Here is a 21097-nt window from a genome sequence, read left to right as displayed (position 1 = left end):
GATGAACCTCGCCCTGCTCGGCTTTCTCATGGTCGCCACCTTCATGACGCTGATCATGACCAAGAAGATGACGCCGCTGGTCGCGCTGATCGTCATTCCCTCCGTCTTCGGCGTCATCGCCGGGCAATCGGCGGGGCTGGGCGACATGATGATCGAGGGTATCAAGAATTTGGCGCCGACCGGCGTCATGCTGCTGTTCGCGATCCTCTTCTTCTCGATCATGACCGACACCGGCCTGTTCGATCCGCTGGTCGCGCGGCTGATCCGTATCGTGCATGGCGATCCAATGCTGATCCTGATCGGCAGCGTGGTGTTGTGCGCGCTCGTCAGCCTCGATGGCGATGGATCGACGACCTACATCATCACCATCGCCGCCTTGCTGCCGCTGTACAAAAGGTTCGGGATGAACCGGCTCTATCTATGCTGCCTATTGATGGTGACTAGCGGCGTGATGAACCTGACGCCATGGGGCGGGCCGACCGCCCGTGCCGCCAGCGCGCTGAAGCTGGACCCGGCCACGCTGTTCCTGCCGCTGATCCCCGGCATGATCGCGGGTCTCGCCTTTCTGGTCGGCCTTGCGGTCTGGTTCGGGCGGAAGGAACGCCGCCGCTTGGGCCATGTCAGCGTCCAGCAATCGCACGCGATGGCCGACCTGGCGGTCTCGCAATATCCGCAGGCGCGCCGCCCGCGTCTGATCTGGTTCAACGGTGCGCTGGTCGTGGCGCTGCTCACCCTGCTGGTCTGGGGCCTTTTACCGCTGTCGGTCCTGATGATGATCGCCTTCGCCATCGCCATGATCGTCAACTATCCGGGCGTCGCCGAGCAGAAGGAGCGGATCGCTGCCCATGCCGGCAATGTCCTGTCCGTCGTCTCCCTCATCTTCGCGGCGGGCATCTTCACCGGCATATTGGGCGGCACGGGCATGGTCGAGGCGATGAGCAAGGAAGTCGTCGGTTTCATTCCGCCTGCGCTCGGCCCTTATATGGCGCCGATCACGGCGCTGCTCAGCCTGCCCTTTACCTTCTTCATTTCCAACGATGCCTTCTATTTCGGCATGCTACCCATCCTGGCCGAAGCGGGTGCCCATTATGGCGTGGAGCCGATGGCCATCGCCCGCGCATCGCTGATGGGCCAGCCTGTCCATCTGCTCAGCCCGCTGGTGCCGTCCACCTATTTGCTGGTCAGCCTGGCCGGTATCGACCTGGCCGATCATCAGCGCTTCACCCTGCTGCCCGCAGCGGCGGTGTGCATCGTCATGACGCTGGTGGGCATGATCGCGCTGGCTTTCCCGCTGGTCGCCTGACGCAACCGGCGCGCCGGGGCCGATTAACTGAATAACAGGCGCGCCGACGCAGCGGCGCTGCCTTATCGCTGTTTCTTGGCCATTGTCGCTGTGAAATCGGGATCCTTGTTCGCCACCCAATCGACGAATTTGCGGATGTTGGGATTGTCCAGCAAACCATCCACCACCATCCCGTGGCGCTGCAGCTCGGAATTGGTGAAATTCGCGATCAATGTCTGCTGGCATATGGGGTGCATGGGAACGACGTCCCGCCCGCCCCTGCTCTTGGGCACAGGATGATGCCACACGATGGTCTTACCCGTCGGCCGACCGCACAGCCAGCAAGGAGCCACCGGCGCAGGTGCCTCCTCCTCGACAGGCGAGTCATCATAGGAACCATGTTTCGAATGTTTGCGGGCCATCATCTACCTGAATGTCGTAAGATTATGCATCGTCCGTAGAACCACCACGGCGACATTACCACGTCGGACATCCAGGCGCTGCCCTTTGCATCAATGCCATGTCCAACAAGACGCATTTTGCTTGGCTGGCTTATTTTCAGGCCGGACCTAGCGGTGAACCCTTTGGACTGGGGATTGCGTATAAAATAACCCCGCCGGAGCTAGCTCACGGCGGGGCCAAGGTTCAGGGAGATGTCGCTCCAAAGGGGGAAAGAAGCGACACCTTATAGCTAGGGTCGCCGGCAAGCGTTTCAAGGCCTTAGCCTCCAATGCCTCGTTCCACAGGGCAGTTCGCGTGGGGCGCAGTGTTTCCGGTCGCTTTGCGGCATCGCGCCTATGCGAATGGGTAAACCGTCCCGTTGGCGCGATGCGTAAAACGGACTCTGGCCGCTTGCTCCTATCATTCAAATCCACTATCGCGAATCACTATCATTAGCGAAACTGATATGGGGGTTTGTCTTGTCCATTTTCCGCGCGGCGCTGTTTGCGTCTGTTTCCTTGTCGGCTTGGGCGTCGGTGGCTTCTGCGCAGGAGGTTCCTGCGGCGGCACCCGATGCCGCCATGGCTGATAGCGATCAGATCATCGTGACGGGCCGCGCGCAGCGCCTCTACCGCACCGAAACCACGACCGTCGGCAAAAGCGCCGAAGATCCGCTCGATATTCCGCAGGCTTTGCAGGTGATCAACAAGGATCTGTTTGCCGATCAAGGCGCGCGCGACGCGACCGACATCTATCGCAATATTTCGGGTGTCAGCTTCTTCAGCTATGCGGGCGTCACCTTCCGCGGTTTTCGCCAGGACCAATCCTTCTATGATGGCATGCGCGGTAATCCGTTCATCGGCTTTTCCGTGCCGCAGTTGTTCAATATCGAACGGGTGGAGGTGTTGAAGGGACCGGCGGGGCTTTTCTTCGGCCCTGGTTCGCCCGGCGGCATCATCAACTATGTGTCGAAGGTGCCCGGCGATATCAGCGCCATGCGCCTGGTCGCGACGGCGGGCAATTATGATCGTCGCGGCATATCAGCCGAAGCGACCGGTCCGGTGGATAAGGACGGGATCGTCACTTACCGCCTCGGCGGCTTTTATGAGGCGATGAACCCCTATCGGCGCAATACGAAGAATGTGTCGCTGATCGGAGATGGCGGCCTGGCGATCAACACCAATGAGGGCGGCAAGCTGACGCTTCAGGCGACGGTCTATGACAATGATCTCCAGGCCAACCGCCTGCGCGGCATATTGACTAGGGATGACGGCACTTTCCGCACCGACATTCGCTGGAATGCCAACGAACCCACCGACTTTCTCCACCTTAAATCGCAGGCCTATCAGGCGCGTTATGCGACCGCGATCGGGGAGCGGGTCACGTTCGACGCGGGGGTGCGCTATTTCAAGGCGACCGAGACGCAGCAATATCATGAGCCGCGCGGGTTGGTGGCGGGTAGCGACGATCTGGTCGCGCGCGAGTTTCGCGACCAGATCCGCAATGTCGATGGCCTGTCCTTTTCCGCCAATCTGACGGCGCGGGTCGATCTGCTCGGCATGGAACATAAGTTCCAGACCGGCGCGGATTGGTATGACGAGACGAGCGTGCTCAATTCGCGCATTTTGCGCGCGGGCGTGACGCCGCTCAGCCTCAGCAATCCCGTCTATACCAACAGCGCGCGCGACGTGGCGCGGGCCGCTTTGCTGCCCTTTACCGTCACGGATACGCGCACGAAGCGTCAGGGTGCTTATCTGCAGGACCAGATCAGCCTGAGCGATGCCTTCATGCTTGTCGGTGGCGTGCGCTACGACAAGTTCGAGGACGCGGTTGTCAACGCCGGATCTTATGAAGATGACGACATCACTTTCCGCACCGGCGCGATCTACAAGCCGCGCAAGGATGTCTCCCTCTATCTGAGCTGGTCGCAAAGTTTCGAGCCGCAGACGGCCGCCAGCCAGAATGGCGATGTTGGTGGCCCCTTCGCCCCTGTCACCGGCGACCAGTTTGAAGGCGGCATCAAGACCGACCTGTTCGACGGCAGGCTCCAGGCCAATCTGGCCGCCTATCGCATCGTCCGCAAGAATATCCTCCAGGCCGATACCAGCCTGCCGCCCGTCAACGGCCAGGACCAGCTACGCCCGATCGGCGAAGTGACAAGCAAGGGGTTTGAGATCGACCTATCGACCGACATTACCGCCAATTGGGTGGCGCTGGTCAATTATGGCTATAACGACACGAAGATCACCGGCACGATCGCGGGTCAGGCGATCACCAACGCCGTCGGCAATCGCTTCGCCAATGCGCCCAAGCATAAGGTCGGCTTCTGGACCCGCTATCAGGTGCCGGTGATCGACGCCGCCTTTGCCGTCGGCGGCGAACATGTGTCGAAGCGCATCAGCCTGTCGGGGCAGACCGTGAAACCCTATACGATCTTCGACGCATCGATCACCAAGGGGCTTGGCTTTGCCGAACTGATGCTGCGCGTCGATAATATGTTCGACAAGGTCTATGCGGCATCGGGCTTTTCGGCGCAGAGCGGGCATTTCCCCGGCGAGCCGCGGACATTCCTGGCCGAACTGCGCTTTCAATTCTGACCATGGATCAGGCGCGCGTGAAAAAGGGTCGGTCGCTTTGGTGGGTGGTGCATAGCTGGATCGGCCTCAAACTGTCGATCTTCCTGACCTTCATCCTGGCGACGGGCACTTTTGCCGTGTTCGCGCATGAAATCGACTGGCTGGCGACGCCCGCCATGCGGGTATCGCCCCGGTCGGAACCGGTCGCATCCTGGGGGGCGTTGGCGCAGGCGGCGGCCCGCGCTGCGCCCGATGCCCGGCTCCAGACCCTTTATGCGCCGATCGACCCCTGGTTCGCGGTCGAGGCCTGGGTCAGTCGCGGCAAGGGGGCGCCGGAGCGGGTCTATGTCGATCCGTGGACGGCGGAGGTTACAGGCCGGCATGGCTGGGCCAATGTCCACCGCTTCCTGCGGCAGGCCCATCGCCACCTGATGCTGCCGACGAAGATAGGCATACCGATCGTCTGTTCGCTCGCCCTGCTGCTGGCGGCCTCTTTGGTGTCGGGCATCGTCACCTACAAGAAATGGTGGCGCGGCTTCTTCCGAGCGCCGCGCGGCGGGGACGGGCGGCGGATGACGGGCGATCTGCATCGCCTGATGGGCCTGTGGAGCTTGTGGTTCGTGGCGCTGATCACGCTGACGGGCCTCTGGTATCTGGTGGAGACATTGGGCGGGAACGCCAAGGTGCCCAAATTACCGGAAGTGGCGGCTGGTGCGATGCCGACCGGGGCCGCGCTGGACCGGCTGGTCGCCGTCGCGCGCCGCGCCGATCCTGCGCTCGATATTCGCGAAATCCGCTTCACGCCCGACAATGGCGTCATCTTCCTCGGCCAGTCCTCCGCCTGGCTGGTGCGCGATCGCGCCAACGCAGTGATCGTCGATCCGGCGACGTCGCGCGTCGTCGCGCAGCTGGATGGACGCGACCTGAGCGCGCATCAGCGCATTTCCGAAATGGCCGATCCGCTGCATTTCGGCACCTTCGGCGGCCTGTGGACCAAAGTCCTCTGGTGCCTGTTCGGTGCGCTGCTGACGGCGATGGCCGTCACCGGCACGATGATCTACGCGATGCGGCTGGCTAGATCGGCGCGATCCGACGCCAGCAGCCTGAAGATCGCCTGGCAGGGCATGGGTGCCTGGGGATATGTCGGCATCGCCCTCATTCTCCTGACGCTCATCCTGACGCCGGGGGCGATCGGTGGGGCCAGTTGAAGGACGGTTGGCTTCGCTACAGTCGAAGCCTGAACCCCATTCGCATCGCAGGCTGCGTTTCTCCCTTTTTCTGTCGCGCTGCCGTGCCAATGCCTATGGCTCCGCCCGCTGAGCTGCTACCCTTGGCCGATTGTGACGATCGCGCTTAGACGCTGACGTTGGGTAAAGGATGGAGATGCTAGGAATGCGGATGCGGTGGTTATGTCTGTTCGCCATCTCGGCAGGATCGAGCGGTCCTGCGATGACGCAATTGCCCGCCATGCCGGACATTCCCCGCGTGGCACCACCTGAGCGCCCCGAAGACAGGCATTTCCGGGTGGTCATCCCGAACCGCCCGGCACCGACGCCGATCATCCTGCATGTGTCGCCGCAGGGATCGGACGAGGGCGATGGATCGGCGCGCAAGCCCTTCGCCTCGCTGGTCCGCGCGCAGCAGGCGGTGCGGAGCCTCAATCGCGACCATGATGTGACGGTCTCCTTGGCGGCGGGAACCTACCGCCTGAACGCCCCCTTGCGCTTTGGCGCGGGGGACGGCGGTCAGAATGGCTATACGGTGCGGTGGGAGGGTGTGCCCGGCACACGCGCCATCCTGTCGGGCGGTCAACCGGTCACCGGCTGGCGGCAAGTCGACCAGCAGCGAAATATCTGGGCGGCCAGCATTCCTGCGGGCACGGACCCCCGGCAATTGACCGTCGCGGGGAAACTCGCGCCACGGGCATCGGTCGAAATCCCGCGGACCGCCGTCGCTTTCCATCCTTGGGGACTGGAGATCAAGGATGCGGCATGGCGCTTTCTGGCGCAACTCCCCGGTCAGAGCCGCATCGAAGTGGAAGGCATGAGCTGGTTCACCCATCGCCATGCCATGGTCGACCGTATCGAAGGCGACAGGATCATCATGCAGCAACCGGGGTGGCGCAATAATCTGGTCGGCTATGACACGATGGCACGGCCGGTATCGGCCGAAGTCGCGCGCCTCTTCCTGGTGAATGCCCTCGCCTTCCTGCGGGAGCCGGGCCAATGGTTCGTCGATCCGAAGGCCGGGCAACTCTATTACAAGCCCCGGCCGGGCGAAGATATGAGCCGGATCGACATCGTCCTGCCGCGGCTGGAACATCTGGTGTCGATCGCGGGCAGCTATGACGAACCCGTCCGCGACCTCGAATTTCGCCGCTTGCAATTCAGCCATACGAGCTGGCTGCAGCCATCGGGACCGGAGGGCTATGCCAGCCAGCAAAGCGGTGCCTATCTGGCGGGCGAACTGGTCGATTATCCGGCCGATCCGATCCGCGATTGCAGCTGGGGTTGCGCATCGTTCGAGCGGATGCGCAACCGGTGGAGTCAGCAGCCCGCCGCGGTGCAGGTCGCTGCGGCCCGGCGCATCATCTTTGACGACGACCGCTTTTCGCAACTGGGGCAGATCGCGCTCGGCATCGGCACCAACCCGGAAGCCAATGAGAGCAGCGTGGGCCTTGGCACATCGGCGATCGAGATCACGAACAACGAATTTGCCGATCTGGCTGGCGGTGCCATCATGGCGGGCGGCGTGCAGCCGGACGCCCATCATCCAACCCGGCCTGAAATGGGCTTGCGCGACATCATCATCCGCAACAACCGGATCGAAGGGGTATCGCGCGATTATAAGGAACAGTCGGCGATCCTCGTCACCTATGCGTCCGGCACGCTCATCCTGAACAACGACGTCTCCGACGCGCCCTATGACGGCATCGATGTCGGCTGGGGGTGGGGTGCCAATGATCCGGGTGGCAGCGCCGAATATTGGCGCAAGCAACGCGGCTATTATGACCAGCCCGGCAACATCGTCTATGATACGCCCACGACGCTGCGCGACACCGTGATCATGGGGAACCGGGTCAGCCGGGTGAAACAATGGTTCCCCGACGGCGGTGCCATCTATCATCTGTCCGCTGATCCCGGCGCGCTGATCGCGGAAAATTACATATCCGACATCGCCGGATCGGGCGGGATCGGCATCTATCTGGACGAAGGGTCGCGCTATGTCACCGTGCGCCACAATGTCATCGACCGGGTCGGTGGCGTGTGGCTCAACCTCAACACCCAGTCGCATATCGCGCCGCGACGCACGGCGCTGGACAATGTCGCCACGGCCAACTGGTATAATAGCGGCAAGCTCAACGGCGAATGGAGCGCCTATCTCAACAATCGCGCCACGGACAATGTGGCGGTGGTCGGAAACCAATGGCCGGCAGAGGCAAAGCGCGTGATTGACGCGAGTGGCGTGCAACCGGCGGAGGCCGCCGGTCGCTGACGGGTGAAATCAACGCGCAGGCGGCTTTGCCGCGACCTGCCGTTGCAACGCATAGCTCTGCCGCAATCGCGGGAAATTCGCGTCCCGGTCCAGGGCCCGTCAGCACGTCGGCGACCAATGCTGCGAAAAACAGCTGTTGTTGGTGCCCTGAATGCGCGTCAGTTTCAGTGCCGGACCGCGCCACAATTGCTCAGCCGCAATGCGTGCGAGCCATATTGCGCCTTGCTTGCCATTGCCTCCGATCAGGTGACACGCCAGACCCAAAGCCGGATGGAATCGGGATAGCGCGCGCCCGAACAGACGAAGATGCTGCTATTGAGCCATGCATAGGGACCGAGCGGTGCGATGAACTCCGGCACGGTGCGAAAATAATAGGCTGATGGGTCAACGGCATCACCGGCTGCCAGGCGGGCCATGACCTCGGCAGGCCCGTGGCGCAGGCCGCGATTGCGGATCTGGATGATGGTGCCGTCATCGGTTTCGATGCCATAGGTTGCATCCGCGACGGTGACGCCATCGGACCGCAGAAGTTGCCAATCGCTGCCTCCGCCAAGGATGCGGCCACGGATATGCGGCCCCTCAACCGTCCCCGACAGAATGGGGATGATCCGCCGGCTGCCATCGGGCGTTTCCCCGATCGGAATGGGCGCGGCCAGTTCGGCGCTGGCCGCATAGACGAACGCCAACCCTGGTCGAATGGCGTCGGCGGGCACGGCATCTTCAGGAGACATGGGCATCCTCATTTGCAAGGCCCGTACAGGATATCACGTCCTGCCCGGCGCTTAGCTGGAACAATAGGTCGACATGATCCGGCAGGTCGGCGACCATGTGGCGGGTCACACGCTCATAATGGCTGACGAACCTCGCGACTGCGGCGTCGTCCATGATCCCCGGCGCATCCGGCGCGGTTGCCCGCAGCTTATGTTCCTGGAGCAGTCGGTTTTTCAGAACATGGTCGAAAGACGGAGGCTTCAACATCACCAGATGATCGATCATCGCAAACCACCGCGCATAGCATGTCTCAAGAGCCCTGTTCACATGACGCCGCCAGATGCCGTTTGGATCCTCCTGCGCCTCCAGCGCATTGAGCGGCTGTTCCAGGGCGGCGGCATCCTGCGGTCGCGCGCCCACGCACCAGCCTTCGAACAGCAGGATATCGACCTTGCCCGCATGGCGCGTCCAGTCGGCCTGCGGCAACCGGTCGTCCAACGCCTTGCTGAACCGCGGGATCAGCGTGTCTCGACCGGCGACCATATCCTCCAGCAGAGTGATACCCGCATCGACATCATGCGTGCCCGGCACCCCGCGCGTGCGGAACAGGGGGTGGATGTCCCTCGCCATCTGTTCCCGCGCCTGCAACGGCAGGTAAAGATCGTCGAGCGCGACGACCGCCGCCGAAAGCCCCTGTTCGGGCAGCAGCGATGCCTGGAGAAAGCGGCAAACCGTCGATTTCCCGCTGCCCTGCGCCCCGTTGATCCCGATGATGAGGGTCCGTCCAGCCGACGCATGCCAATGTGCTATCTGTCGGGCGAGCGGCCGCCACCAGCGATCGACCATCGCCGCATAGGATGGCGGCAATCGCTCGGCGGCGATGAGATCGTCGATGGCGGTCGCCACTACAGGCTGTCCTGGGGCACCCGCCCCTCTCTCCAGTCGTCGAGGTTGGCAAGCGCGCGCAGGCCCATCGCCTCCCGCGTCTCCCGCGTCGCGCTGCCCAGATGGGGAAGGAGAACCGTGTTCGGCGCATCGCGCAGGCGTTGGGAGACATGGGGTTCGCCGACGAAGACATCGAGGCCCGCGCCACCGATCCGCCCGGCTTCCAGCGCATCGACCAGCGCGTCTTCATCGACCACGTCGCCGCGCGCGGTGTTGATCACGATCGCATGGGGCGCCATCTGCGCGAAGATAGCCGCATCGATGATGTTGCGGGTTTCCGCGCCGCCTGGAATATGCAGCGAGACGACATCGCATTGGGCGACCATCTCGGCCAGCGATGGCACATAGCGGGCATCCAGGCGCTGCACTGCGTCCTGCGCGCCGGGACGCCGCGAATAATAGACGATGTCCATGCCAAAGCCGAAACGGGCGCGTTCGGCCATCGCCTGGGCAATGCGGCCGAAACCGACCAGCCCCAGCGTCTTGCCGCGCAGGCTGGTGCCAAGCAGATGGGTCGGCCGCCAGCCTGCCCATTGCCCGGCGCGTAATTCCCGCTCGCCTTCGCCCGCGCGCCGGGAGGCCATCAGCATCAGGGTGACGGCGATATCGGCGGTCGCATCCGTCAGGACGCCCGGCGTATTGGTCACGACGATGCCTGCGCCGCGCGCCGCCGCCAGGTCGATATGATCGACGCCTGCGCCGTAATTGGCGATGATCTTCGCGCGTTGCCCCGCCGTCCCGACGATGCCGGCATGCAGCTTGTCGGTGATGGTGGGGCAGATGGCGTCATAGTCCTGCATCGCCGCGGCCAGTGCCGCTTGCGTCAGCGGGATGTCATCCTGGTTGAACGTCGCATCATAGCGTTCCGCGATCAGCGCCTCGACCCGTTCGGGCCATTTGCGCGTCACCAATAAACGGGGCTTGTCGGGCATCGTCACGGATCAGCTCTGCGGTGCCGAAGCGGAGAAATAGGCTGTGAACGGATCGTCGGCATGTTCGGGTGGTTCGCCTTCGCGCACGGTCGTTCGACGCATGTCGCGCCTTTCCTTATAGATGTCGAAATCGCCGCCCCGGTGCATGGTCGCCAGATTGTCCCAGATAACGATGTCGCCCGGTTGGTAGGAGACGCCGAATACATATTGCGGCTGGGTGGCGAATTCGATCAGATATTTGATGAGCGCGCGCCCTTCCTCGCGTGGCAGGCCAACGACGTCCATCGCATGGCTGCCGATATAGATGGCGGTGCGTCCGGTTGCTTCCTGGTGCATGACCATGGGCTGGCGGGCTTTGGGACGGCCGTCAATCTCCTCCTCGGTGATCGGGAAACCCGCGAGCAGGCGCGAATACCAGAGCGAATGTTCGGCCTGCAGCGTATCGACCTTTTCCTTGATGTCGGCAGGCAGGTCTTCATAGGCCGACCGCATGTCGGCAAAATAGGTCAACCCGCCTTCCTTGGGCACTTCATAGGCGAGCAACAGCGAATAGGCCGAGCGCAGGTCCATGAAGGAGGAATCGGTATGCCAGAGCCGGTCGCCCTTCTTGTGCAGAACCATATTCTCGTCGACCAGTATCTCGCCCGTAGGCGTCAGGTTGCTGGCGTCGAATATCTCCGGCGTGTCCGGGTGACGACGCGGCCGGTTCTTTACCGATGGCGCCGTTTCCAAATGACCGAAATGGCGGCTGAAAGCGACATGGGAGGCATTGTCGAAACCGGTGCCGCGAATGACGCACACGCCCCACTGGTTCATCGCATCCTTGATGGCGGCGACATCGGCGTCGCTCAATGGTTTGCTGACGTCGATGCCGGAAAGCTCGGCACCAAAGCGCGGGGTGATGGGGGTCGCAGTCAAAGCCATGATCATATTTCCTGTTAGGGCTTGGTCGCCACGGCATGCGCCGGAAGGACGATGTTGTCGGTGGGAACGGGCGTGCGGGCCGCCTGGCGCTTGCCGACACGGGCAAGCAGGAGCAGCGAAACGCACGAGAGCAGCGGCGTCGCCGCAAGCAGGACGAACAGCAGGCGGGGGGGTATGTTCATCGCCAGCAGATAGCCGCCCAGCAGCGGTGCGAAGATCGATCCGATCTTGGCCACCGATGTCGCCCAGCCCGCGCCATTGGCGCGGATGGCACTGGGGTAGAAAATGCCCGCGATGGAATGCATGCCGAAATGCGTGCCGCTGATCATCGCCATGCTCAGAAGGGAGAAGGCGGCCAGACCCTGCAGCGAGACCGGGGCCAGGCCCATGACCAGCAGCAGCGGTGCCGCCAGCATCGGATAGAAAGCGATCGCGATCGGCCCCAGCCGGTCGGTAAAGCGCATGAGCGCCAGGCCCGCGAGCGAGCCGCCGATCGAGCTGACGGACATGATCATCGCCGCCTGCGTCCGGGTGAAACCGACATCCTCGAAGATGATCGGGCCCCAGTTGGACTTGAAATAGACCGCCATCGAACTGCCGATATAGGCGAGCCAGAGCAGGCTGGTGATCGGCCGCAGATCGCCCTTGAACAGGGTGGCGATACGGAAGCCCTTTCCTGTGGCGGGCGCTGTTTCGTCCGTGACCATGAAGCGGTCCTGCGGCCGCGCACCAAGCCCCGGTTCCAGCGCGTTCAGCGCCTTTGCGATCTTGTCGGGCGATCGCCCCTTCACCGCCAGATAGCGAGCGGATTCAGGGAGCAGGGCAAAGAGGAGCGGGACGAGCAGCAGCGTCGCCACGCCCGACACCATGAATACCGACTGCCAGCCATAAAGCGGCGCGAGCCACACCGTCATCGGCCCCGCGACAACGCCGCCCAGCGTATAGCCCATCATGATGACGGTCACGACGGTCGCCCGATAGCGGCGCGGCACATATTCGATGTTGAGCGCCCAGGCGAGCGGCATCAAGCCGCCCAGGGCCACGCCGTTCAGGAAACGCAGCGCCAGCAGCACCTGCATATTGGGCGCGAGCGCAATGGCCATGCTGGTCGCCCCGAACGCCACCACCGACGCGATGATGATCGGGCGCCGCCCATAGCGGTCACCCAGCCAACCAAAAGCGATCCCGCCCAGCATCGCGCCGAACACACCCATAGCGAACAGTTCGCCCAGGGAAATGACGTCCGCACCGAACCCGTCGCGCAGATAGGGCGCGACGAAGGAGATGACGAGCATGTCGAAACCGTCGAGAAAGGTGACGGTCCACGATATCGCGACGAGGCGGATGACGAACGCATTGATCCGCTGACGTTCGATCACGTCCGTCACCTCGATGACGACGGGGGGCGATGGATCGGTTGCGGTCATGCTCATCGTGGCTCGTCCCTCTCCTGCGCCTTATGCACCGAAGTGGAAGCGCGCGCCGACCTTGAACGCGCGACCGACCGGATCGAACAGGATCTGGTTGGTGCCGCCCGATGGTCCGGGCATGGCGGGCGGATCGCGATCGAGCAGATTGTTCACCGTGGCGAACAATTGGAAGGTCCGCCCATTGCCGGCTTCGACATTCACCCGCGCCGTCATGTCGAGGTAGAAGCGGCTGGGCACATTATTATTGTCGACGCTGTTCGGTGCGGTGACGGCATAGCCATCCTGATCGGGACCAACGAAATTGGTCCAGTAGATGCCCGACGGAATATAGCGGCCATGACCGGTCAGCCGGAATTTGCCGACCGTCCAGGTCAGCACGCCATCCAGCACATAATCGGGCACGCCAGGAATCGTCCCGGTGCGCACGCCCGTCTGCCCTGCGCGATCGACCGCGCCCAGGGCATCGACGGTCGTCAGTTCCTTCGTGATGTTCGCGATCAACTGCCCGTTCAGCTCACCCCATGAACCGAGCGGCTGGCGATATTGGAGTTCGATGTCATAGCCGCTGGTCTTGAGGGCGTTAGAATTGAGGATGACGTCGCGGACCTGCAGAATCTGGTTGTTGGCGTCGCGCGTGATCTGGCTGCAGAAATTGGTCGCCCCCTGCGCGCATCGATTGACCAATGTCTGCGCGCCCAGGGCACCGATCGCGTCGGCCACCTTGATATTATAATAGTCGACAGACAGGCGCAGCCGCTGGAGCAGGCCGGACCGGGGGGCGATCACGAAACCGCCAGTCCAGCTGTCCGCCTTTTCGACCGAGAGGTTCGGATTGGCCCCGGTGACGACGAAGGGGTTGGTCTGCAATCCGCCGTTCAACGGGTCGGACAGGCCGATCGAGCGCAGCGTCTGCGGGCCGAACAGTTCGAAAATATTGGGCGCGCGAATGTCGCGCGACCGCGTGCCGCGCAAGCGGACGCCTTCGATCGGTTCGTAGACGAGGCCGGCCTTCCAGGTCGTGACCGACCCTGTGGTGCTGTAATCGGTGCGGCGGGCCGCACCATTGAGGTCGAGCGCATAGCCGACCGATGAATTGCGCAACACGGGGACGGCGATCTCGCCGAATATTTCCTTCACCGTCACGCCGCCCGACAAAGCGGAGCCGTTGAGCGAATAAAAGCCGTTCGCCGCCGAGATGGGATCGGCGGTGCCGTCCACGGTATCGCGCCGATATTCCGCGCCCACCGCCACCGTTACCGGCCCCGCTGGCAGGTCGAACAGCTCGCCGCGCAGGTCCACGCCCGCGACATGCTGTTCATTGACGGTTCGCTGCAGGCCGTTGCCAGTGATATAGCCGACCGACGCCTGGCTGAATTGCCCTTCGCCGAACGGGTTGAACGGTACGCAGCCCGCATCGTCATTGCTGGCGATCGCGTCGGCATTGACGCGGCAGACAATCTGGCCGCCGGAACGCACCGCGTCTACGGCTTTCAGAAGATTGGCCTGATTGACGAGGTTCGTCGCCCGTTGCGTGAAATTGGTGCGGCCATATTGATAGAAGCCGTTGACCGTCCATTTGTCGCTCAGCTTCGCCTCGACGCCCAGCACGCCGCGATAGGTTTCCGTGGTCGATGTCGCCCGGCCGGGGCCAAGGTCGAACGCGGCCTTGCCCAGGATGAAGGAGGCGACGCCATTGGCATCCATCGTCGATGCGACGGCGGCAGGGATGAAGGGATTGTCGCGCTTGATACGGCCGAGCAAAGTCCCGTTGAAGTCGCGGAAGATGGCGCCGTCGACGGTCCCCTTGACCCGGCCATAGGACAGGTCGGCGGTCAGCGTGACATCGTCGGTCAGGTCCGCCGTCAGGGCACCATAAGTAGACACGCGTTCCAGCGGCACTTTGAGCCGCAGGGCGGAAATGAAGCCGTTACGCCCTTGACCCTCGCCGCCGAGCATGAATAGCGGACCGACCAGCGAACCATATTGAAACTGCCCCGGCGTGCCGTCGGCCAGGAATTTGGTGCCGCGCAACGGATCGGTCGCCGTCGTGCCGATCACCTGACCCGCCGCATTGTACGACCGATTGATGAGGCCGCCCGGTGACATGGTCGATGTATTGACCCCGCCGATGATCAGATTGGCGGGCAGGCCACCGGCACCGGGCGTATTGCCCAGGATCAGGGTCTGGCTGTCGCACCAGCTACGGCTGGTGCAGGTGCCCAGCCCTTCCAGCTTTTCATATTCGACCGCGCCGATCACATGGATGCGATCGCCAAAGCGCATGCCGCCCGACAGGCTGGCGAACAGATTGCCGTCATCGCCCCGCTGCGACATGCCCGCGGCAAATTCGCCGTCCAGGCCTTCTTTCTTGCGGTCGAGGACAAAGTTCACCACCCCTGCAACCGCATCCGACCCATAAGCGGCCGAGGCGCCCCCGGTCACGACATCGACGCTGCGCAACAGGGAGGACGGGATCAGGTTGGTATCGACCGAACCCTGCACGGTGCTGGGCACGAAACGCTTGCCATCGACCAGGACGAGTGTGCGCTGGGGATCGAGCCCGCGCAGATCGAGCAGCCGAGCGCCGATATTGCCGCCCAGATTGGCCTGCGCCGCCGGACCGCTCGACGCGCGGAAGCTGGGCAACTGGTTCAGCGCTTCGCCGACATTGGTGATGCCCAGCGCATCGAGCCGTTCAGCGCCGATCGAGGTGACCGGCGTCGGCGCGTTGAAATTGGAACCCAGGCGCGTGCCCGTCACGACGATGTCAGTCACGGGCAAGGCACCCGATGCGCCTTCGGTCGTCTGGGCATCGACGGATTGCGGGGCGGTAGTTGGATCAGCCGGGGCGGACTCCTGTGCGGCCACACCGGTCGGCAGCGCCATCGCTACCCCGATCATGGCCAAGACACTCGCGTTTGCGCGCATGCGCTGGGTGCTCAATCGCATCTTCATTTCCCTCTCCTGGCCTTCTGCTGCGGCCTCTGAACAATTTATGTATCGTGATACATAGATTGTCAACGCCCTCCTTTCAGGGGGAAAATTTGGGGGAAATCTGATATTTTGCAGTTGTTTACCAGCGCCGCTAAGAATGGCATGCGGGCTGCAATCCACTGTCCCGCCTTTGCAATGGGAATGACATGGCCTCCGACGATCCGAATCCAGCCGATCCGTTCGACAGCAGCACAGCGCAATATCGCGCCTATTTTCCCGAAGGATCGCGCGATGACGTCGAATTCCGGCTGACCCGGATATTGTCGCTGTCGGCCCGCCGTTGGGGGACGCATGTCGAAAATCGCATGTTGGCCGCCACGGGCCAGTCCCGGTCGCGATGGCAGACCCTCTTCGTCCTGAGCGTCGCCACGCCCCCGGTCACGACATCGCTCTTGTCGGCCCGCCTCGCCATTCAATGGCCACCGCTGATCCGAACATTGAATTCCCTGGAAGCCGATGGCCTGATCCGCCGGACGGAAAACCCGCACGACAAGCGATCACGCCATATCGAGATCACGCCAGCGGGCATGGCGGTCGTCGAGCAGGTTCAGCCCGTTCTGTCGGACATTCGATCGACGGTATTTGCCAAACTCAGCAAAGAAGAGATGGAACTGGCGACGCGCGTTTTGGAGAAGGTCGTCGTCGGCGTGAGTGAAGCCCAGGAGGCGGATGCGGTGTGATGTTACTCGATATTCCGCATACCGTGCAGCGGGAGCCGGTCTAAACGGCGGTTCGCGTCGATTGCCGATTGAAACCGCTGATGCTAAAATGCGAATTGTTAGTTACCTGGACCGACGTCATGCCGCATGACCGTCCCGATAGGTCAATCGCGTTTCGATTGGCTCTCAGACAGTATCGATCTTGCCGCCGAAAGTCTCGCGCAGTGATGTCCCACATCGACAGGCGCTTTCTTCGCCGTGCATGTCATGGTGCTGACGCCGATCTGTCATTAAATCGTATCGCCCCATTCCTAGACGCGCGGCGATGGAATGTTCAAAGGCATCGACGCGCGACGGGGCGCTGGGCTTTAGCTGGGTCAGGCTGCGCAATCAGATTGCGCGCATGACCCGGCGCGACGATGCCGACGATCTGCTGCAGGATGCGTGGCTCAGCGTTGCGGCGCGGCGGACACAAGCCGACAATGCCGAAGCCTTGCTTGCGCGGATCGCGACCAATCGCGGTATCGATGCCTATCGCCGGGAACGGCGGGTCGGATCGACCATCGTGGCGGAAACGACGAGCGACAGCGTCGCAGACAGCTTCCCCCTGCAGGACGAAGTGATGATCGCGCGAGAACGTCTGGACCATGTGCGCGGCGGGGTCGCGCAACTCAGCCCCCGCACCCGCCAGATTTTCTTGATGTATCGCCTGGACGGGCGTAAATATCGCGAGATCGCCGAGGAGTTGGGGATCAGCCAGAGCGCAGTCGAAAAACATATCGCAAAAGCGATGGCGCATCTGGCCGAATGGATGGAGCATTGGTGACGTGAACTTCCGCAGCAAGCCGGAAAATGTGAACCGGCAGGCAGCGGATTGGCTTGCGCGCTTACACGCCGACAACCGATCCACCCAGGACGAAGCGGCATTTCGCGCCTGGTTGAATGCTGATCCGTCCCATGCCCTGGCCTTCGATCACAGCTCCACCGTCTGGGACGCCGTCGGAGGCCTTCGCGACGATCCACGCAGCGCGCCCGCGCCGCAGCGATTGTCGCGCCGGGCCGTCATGGCCGGGGGCGTCGGAATCATCCTGTCCGCGGGGCTGACGGTCGGATGGCAGCAGGCGCAGGCTGGCGTGTACCGGACAGGCGTTGGCGAGCAGCGCCGCCTGATGCTGGATGACGGCACCCGCGTCATGCTGGACACCAATACGCAGATCCGGTTCCGCGCGCGCGAAACCATGCGCCTGCTCTCGCTCGAAACGGGTCGCATCAACCTGGATATCGCCCGCGATTCGCGTCCCTTCGTCATCGAGGCGGGTGACAGGCGGGCGGTGGCGGACATGGCCCGGCTCGATCTGCGCCGCGATGACGATCATGTGACGCTGACGGCCATTCAGGGCAGCGCCCGTGTCGAGGCGATGCAGGCGCCGGTCCTGCTGTCGCAAGGGCATCGCATCGCCATGACGGCCGGGCATCCCGATCAACTCGACCGGCCGGAACTGGAAGACCTGACGGCGTGGCAGAGCGGTCGCCTGGCCTTCCGCGATCAAACGGTCGCCGAGGCGGCGGCGGAGATGAACCGCTACGCCGAACGGGCACTGGTCGTGTCCGACGCCAAGGCTGCGGCCATGCGCGTCAGTGGCGTCTACAGCGTCGGCGATCCCGAAGCCTTCGCCCGCTCGCTCGCCGTCCTGCTGCCCATTCGCGTCACCGCACAGGCCGACGCCGTCCGCATCGCCAGCATGTACTGATTTTATTTGCATGCGGGGGGTGGGGAAATCCCGACCCCCAGCGACGAGGATATAAGCGGCGCTCGCGGGGAACGCCGAACAGGGACATCACATTATGATCAGTTTGAAACGGCAGCTTTGCCGATCGGCGGCGCTCGCCCTCACGCTTTCCTCCATGGCGATGTCGGCCACGCTGCAGGCCCAGACGCAGGGCCAGTCGCGCCAGATGCGCGTGACGATGGCCGCCCAGCCGATGGCCAGCGCGCTTGAACAGCTGGCGCGCCAGAGCGGTCAGGACATCCTGTTCACGCGCGACGCCGTGGCGTAACTGCGGTCACCCGCGTTGTCGGGCATGTTCGACGCCGAAACCGCGGCACGTCGGCTGGTCGCGGGCACGTCGCTGGTGGTCGTGCGTGATCGCGCGGGGGCGCTGATCGTTCGCCCTCAGACGGCGGCGGCCGCAGAAACGCCGGCAAGCGCCAACCTTGATACGGCAGCGAGCAACAATATCGTCGTGACGGCCAGCTTTTCCGAAGGCGTCGGCCGGTCGCTCGATTTGAAGCGCAAAGCAGATTCGATCGCGGATGCGGTCGTCGCGGCCGACATCGGCAAACTGCCGGCGTTCAACGTGGCCGAGGCTTTGCAGCGCGTGCCCGGCGTTACCATCGTCCGTGAAGCGGGCGAGGGGCAGTTCATCAGCGTGCGCGGCCTGGGGCCGAATTTCCAGTCGGTCACCTTCGACGGCATGCCGCTCGCTTATAACGAAAATATCCGCAATTCGGGCCAATCCGGGCGTCAGTTCCGCCTGCAAATCCTGCCCGCGACATTGATCGACAGCGTGGTGGTGGTCAAGTCGCCCACCGCCGACCTGGTCGAAAGCGGGATCGGATCGTCGGTCGACATCCGCCTGATCAAGCCGCTCGATCGCCCATCCTTTATCGCCGCCAACGCCTATGCGGGGTATGAAGAGCGTACCGACACGGTCAATCCCAATGGCACGATATCGGGCGGCTGGCGCAACGCGGACGGCACCTTCGGCCTGCTGGGCGGGCTGTCCTATTCGCGGCGCGAGGTGCAGTTCGACCGCCTGCGCATGGGGTGGCAGGAAGCGGAGGTCGAGGGTTTGGGCAAGTTGCGCGTGCCAGGCGATGCGCAGCCCTATCTGGAGCTTGAGGATCGCGAGCGGATCAGTGCGGTGCTGGGCGTCCAATGGCGTCCGTCATCCACGTTCGAGATCGACATTAACGGCCTCTATTCGCAGTTCAATAACAAGACGGTCGAACAGCGGCTGACCTATTATATTCCCAACGAATTGTCGCGGCTCGACCTGTCCAGTGCGGTGGTCGAGGATGGACGGCTGGTCGCGGGCACGATCCGGGGCGCGCGCATCCGCAACTACAGCGAAAATATGGATCAGTCGCACCAGAATCTGCAGCTCAATGCGACCATGAAGCTGGACCTTGGCGGCTGGCAGATCGAACCGCGGGTCAGCTATGCGCGGGGGTCGTGTCCCAGGAGGTGGTGTAGGTTTTGAGGGTAGCGAAGCTGACCGGACGCGCGCTCATCGATAAAGCGCTGTAGCGGCCGGTCAGTTTCGCGGGTGGTCACCGGCGAACTTCGGATAAGTTTGGGTTGCGAAGCTCAACTTACGGAGACCTCCGATGACCAATGACAAGATGGACCTGCACGCTCTGGTTGGGAAGACAGCCGACGGCGATTTTCTACGCGACATGATCGGCTTTGCCGCGCAGCGGCTGATGGAACTGGAAGTGGGCGGTGCGACCGGCGCTGCCTATGGTGAAAAAGATCCTGAGCGCCTCGCGCAGCGCAACGGCTATCGGGATCGGGACTGGGAGACGCGAGCAGGGACGGTCGAGCTGCGGATCCCCAAGCTGCGCAAGGGAACATATTTTCCAGGGTTTCTGGAGCCCCGCCGTATGGCAGAGAAGGCACTGACGGCCGTCATCCAGGAAGCTTATATCCAGGGGATCTCGACCCGCTCTGTGGACGATCTGGTCAAAGCCATGGGCATGAGTGGGATCTCAAAGAGCCAGGTCAGCCGACTGTGCGTGGAGATCGACGAGCGGGTGAAGGCCTTTCTCGATCGTCCGATCGAAGGCGACTGGCCCTATCTCTGGATGGACGCGACCTACATCAAAGTGCGGCGAGCCGGTCGCATCGTCTCTGTCGCGGTCATCATTGCCGTTGGCGTTAACAGCGATGGCCGGCGCGAAGTGCTCGGCATGGCGATCGGTCATTCCGAAGCGGAGGTCTTCTGGACCGAGTTTCTACGCAGCCTTGCTCGTCGCGGTCTGCGCGGCGTGAAGCTGGTGATCTCAGATTCCCATGAAGGCATAAAAGCCTCCGTCGCCAAAGTGTTCAGCGCCACCTGGCAGCGATGCCGGGTTCATTTTATGCGCAATGCGCTGGCCCATGCCGGCAAGAGTGGACGCCGGGTCGTGTCGGCATTCATCGCCACCGCTTTCGCCCAGGAAACTCCAGAGGCCGCAAAGGCCCAATGGCGTAGCGTCGCCGATCAATTGCGCCCTACCGTGCCAAAACTCGCTACTCTGATGGACAGCGCCGAGGAGGATGTGCTGGCCTACATGACCTTCCCAGCCCAACACCGCACGAAGTTGCACAGCAACAATCCGATCGAGCGGCTCAATGGCGAGATCAAGCGGCGCACCGATGTTGTCGGTATCTTCCCCAACGAAGAGGCGATTACCCGTCTCGTCGGCGCTATCCTTCTGGAACAGAACGACGTGTATGGACCACCCCCACCTTGCAAGGCTTTTCAACAGATTTCGACGATTTCGGATCTTGCGGTCGTGTATCCGGCCTTGTTGTGCGGCATAACACGCCGCAGGCCCCTATGGTTTCCGCGGATCGACGGCCGGACAAATGGACGAACTCAAATTGGTTCGCATCATTTCAGTGACCTTTGTCGATCCCCGGTGATACCGGTTCGCCATACT

16 protein-coding genes and 1 pseudogene are annotated in these 21097 nt (G+C 62.9%); 10 read left to right on the top strand and 7 right to left on the bottom strand.

Features of this window, described 5'->3' with window-relative positions:
* Window position 1: 1 nt before the first annotated feature.
* Window positions 2–1303, top strand: coding sequence for a CitMHS family transporter (locus OVY48_RS08490; protein ID WP_313922494.1), 1302 nt, complete (start codon window positions 2–4; stop codon window positions 1301–1303).
* Between the two features lie 62 nt (window positions 1304–1365).
* Here OVY48_RS08490 and OVY48_RS08485 read toward each other — a convergent pair whose 3' ends face one another.
* Window positions 1366–1704 carry a hypothetical protein gene (locus OVY48_RS08485; protein ID WP_313924723.1) on the bottom strand — a complete coding sequence of 113 codons (339 nt, stop codon included), beginning with the start codon at window positions 1702–1704 and terminating at the stop codon, window positions 1366–1368.
* Between the two features lie 498 nt (window positions 1705–2202).
* Here OVY48_RS08485 and OVY48_RS08480 point away from each other — a divergent pair, with 498 nt between their 5' ends.
* The 3 genes from OVY48_RS08480 to OVY48_RS08470 all read left to right on the top strand — a co-directional run bounded on the left by OVY48_RS08480 (window position 2203) and on the right by OVY48_RS08470 (window position 7794).
* Window positions 2203–4320 (top strand): TonB-dependent receptor, encoded by a 2118-nt coding sequence (locus OVY48_RS08480; RefSeq protein WP_313922493.1) that lies wholly within the window; start codon window positions 2203–2205, stop codon window positions 4318–4320.
* 17 nt (window positions 4321–4337) lie between these two features.
* The gene (locus OVY48_RS08475) at window positions 4338–5507 is read left to right on the top strand and encodes a PepSY-associated TM helix domain-containing protein (protein WP_313922492.1); all 1170 of its coding nucleotides are present in this window, start codon (window positions 4338–4340) and stop codon (window positions 5505–5507) included.
* Between the two features lie 190 nt (window positions 5508–5697).
* Window positions 5698–7794, top strand: coding sequence for a right-handed parallel beta-helix repeat-containing protein (locus tag OVY48_RS08470; protein WP_313922491.1), 2097 nt, complete (start codon window positions 5698–5700; stop codon window positions 7792–7794).
* A 242-nt stretch (window positions 7795–8036) separates the two neighbouring features.
* On the opposite strand, the gene OVY48_RS08465 is transcribed toward OVY48_RS08470, so the two are convergent.
* The 6 genes from OVY48_RS08465 to OVY48_RS08440 are packed head-to-tail and all read right to left on the bottom strand — an operon-like array spanning window position 8037 to window position 15691.
* On the bottom strand, window positions 8037–8525 hold the full coding sequence (locus OVY48_RS08465; RefSeq protein WP_313922490.1) for a DUF3237 domain-containing protein: 489 nt from the start codon (window positions 8523–8525) through the stop codon (window positions 8037–8039).
* A complete protein-coding gene (locus OVY48_RS08460) occupies window positions 8515–9411 on the bottom strand; it encodes a kinase (RefSeq protein ID WP_313922488.1) in 897 nt (298 codons plus the stop codon). Before OVY48_RS08460 ends, OVY48_RS08465 begins: the two co-directional genes overlap by 11 nt.
* A complete protein-coding gene (locus OVY48_RS08455) occupies window positions 9411–10382 on the bottom strand; it encodes a D-glycerate dehydrogenase (protein ID WP_313924722.1) in 972 nt (323 codons plus the stop codon). The genes OVY48_RS08460 and OVY48_RS08455 overlap by 1 nt, the downstream gene beginning before the upstream one ends.
* A gap of 9 nt (window positions 10383–10391) precedes the next feature.
* Entirely contained in the window at window positions 10392–11306 is a 915-nt protein-coding gene (locus OVY48_RS08450) for a TauD/TfdA family dioxygenase (protein ID WP_313922486.1), read from the bottom strand.
* Window positions 11307–11320: 14 nt separating this feature from the next.
* On the bottom strand, window positions 11321–12739 hold the full coding sequence (locus OVY48_RS08445) for an MFS transporter (protein ID WP_313922485.1): 1419 nt from the start codon (window positions 12737–12739) through the stop codon (window positions 11321–11323).
* Between the two features lie 24 nt (window positions 12740–12763).
* Entirely contained in the window at window positions 12764–15691 is a 2928-nt protein-coding gene (locus tag OVY48_RS08440) for a TonB-dependent receptor domain-containing protein (RefSeq protein WP_313922484.1), read from the bottom strand.
* A gap of 185 nt (window positions 15692–15876) precedes the next feature.
* Between OVY48_RS08440 and OVY48_RS08435 the strand changes: the two genes are divergently transcribed.
* From OVY48_RS08435 to OVY48_RS08410, 6 genes and pseudogenes are all read left to right on the top strand, one after another.
* Window positions 15877–16410, top strand: a complete 534-nt coding sequence (locus OVY48_RS08435) for a MarR family winged helix-turn-helix transcriptional regulator (RefSeq protein ID WP_037476121.1) — start codon at window positions 15877–15879, stop codon at window positions 16408–16410.
* Between the two features lie 304 nt (window positions 16411–16714).
* A complete protein-coding gene (locus OVY48_RS08430; protein ID WP_313922483.1) occupies window positions 16715–17215 on the top strand; it encodes an RNA polymerase sigma factor in 501 nt (166 codons plus the stop codon).
* A gap of 1 nt (window position 17216) precedes the next feature.
* Window positions 17217–18140, top strand: coding sequence for a FecR family protein (locus tag OVY48_RS08425; protein ID WP_313922482.1), 924 nt, complete (start codon window positions 17217–17219; stop codon window positions 18138–18140).
* 94 nt (window positions 18141–18234) lie between these two features.
* Window positions 18235–18447 carry a hypothetical protein gene (locus tag OVY48_RS08420; protein WP_313922481.1) on the top strand — a complete coding sequence of 71 codons (213 nt, stop codon included), beginning with the start codon at window positions 18235–18237 and terminating at the stop codon, window positions 18445–18447.
* Window positions 18448–18471: 24 nt separating this feature from the next.
* The gene (locus tag OVY48_RS08415) at window positions 18472–19653 is read left to right on the top strand and encodes a TonB-dependent receptor plug domain-containing protein (RefSeq protein WP_313922480.1); all 1182 of its coding nucleotides are present in this window, start codon (window positions 18472–18474) and stop codon (window positions 19651–19653) included.
* Window positions 19654–19780: 127 nt separating this feature from the next.
* Window positions 19781–20884, top strand: a pseudogene (locus OVY48_RS08410) (IS256 family transposase); the annotation flags it as partial.
* Window positions 20885–21097 lie beyond the last annotated feature (213 nt).

This window comes from Sphingobium sp. SA2 (assembly GCF_032227065.1).
Lineage (GTDB): Bacteria > Pseudomonadota > Alphaproteobacteria > Sphingomonadales > Sphingomonadaceae > Sphingobium.
This window is presented reverse-complemented; position numbering and strand designations above follow the sequence as displayed.

What these genes read in the sequence shown, in the direction of transcription:
- OVY48_RS08490 (WP_313922494.1), top strand. Translation starts at nt 2, where the DNA reads ATGAACCTCGCCCTGCTCGGCTTTCTCATGGTCGCCACCTTCATGACG.
- OVY48_RS08485 (WP_313924723.1), bottom strand. Translation starts at nt 1,704, where the DNA reads ATGGCCCGCAAACATTCGAAACATGGTTCCTATGATGACTCGCCTGTC.
- OVY48_RS08470 (WP_313922491.1), top strand. Translation starts at nt 5,698, where the DNA reads ATGCGGTGGTTATGTCTGTTCGCCATCTCGGCAGGATCGAGCGGTCCT.
- OVY48_RS08465 (WP_313922490.1), bottom strand. Translation starts at nt 8,525, where the DNA reads ATGTCTCCTGAAGATGCCGTGCCCGCCGACGCCATTCGACCAGGGTTG.
- OVY48_RS08455 (WP_313924722.1), bottom strand. Translation starts at nt 10,382, where the DNA reads ATGCCCGACAAGCCCCGTTTATTGGTGACGCGCAAATGGCCCGAACGG.
- OVY48_RS08450 (WP_313922486.1), bottom strand. Translation starts at nt 11,306, where the DNA reads ATGGCTTTGACTGCGACCCCCATCACCCCGCGCTTTGGTGCCGAGCTT.
- OVY48_RS08445 (WP_313922485.1), bottom strand. Translation starts at nt 12,739, where the DNA reads ATGAGCATGACCGCAACCGATCCATCGCCCCCCGTCGTCATCGAGGTG.
- OVY48_RS08440 (WP_313922484.1), bottom strand. Translation starts at nt 15,691, where the DNA reads ATGAAGATGCGATTGAGCACCCAGCGCATGCGCGCAAACGCGAGTGTC.
- OVY48_RS08435 (WP_037476121.1), top strand. Translation starts at nt 15,877, where the DNA reads ATGGCCTCCGACGATCCGAATCCAGCCGATCCGTTCGACAGCAGCACA.
- OVY48_RS08430 (WP_313922483.1), top strand. Translation starts at nt 16,715, where the DNA reads ATGGAATGTTCAAAGGCATCGACGCGCGACGGGGCGCTGGGCTTTAGC.
- OVY48_RS08420 (WP_313922481.1), top strand. Translation starts at nt 18,235, where the DNA reads ATGATCAGTTTGAAACGGCAGCTTTGCCGATCGGCGGCGCTCGCCCTC.
- OVY48_RS08415 (WP_313922480.1), top strand. Translation starts at nt 18,472, where the DNA reads ATGTTCGACGCCGAAACCGCGGCACGTCGGCTGGTCGCGGGCACGTCG.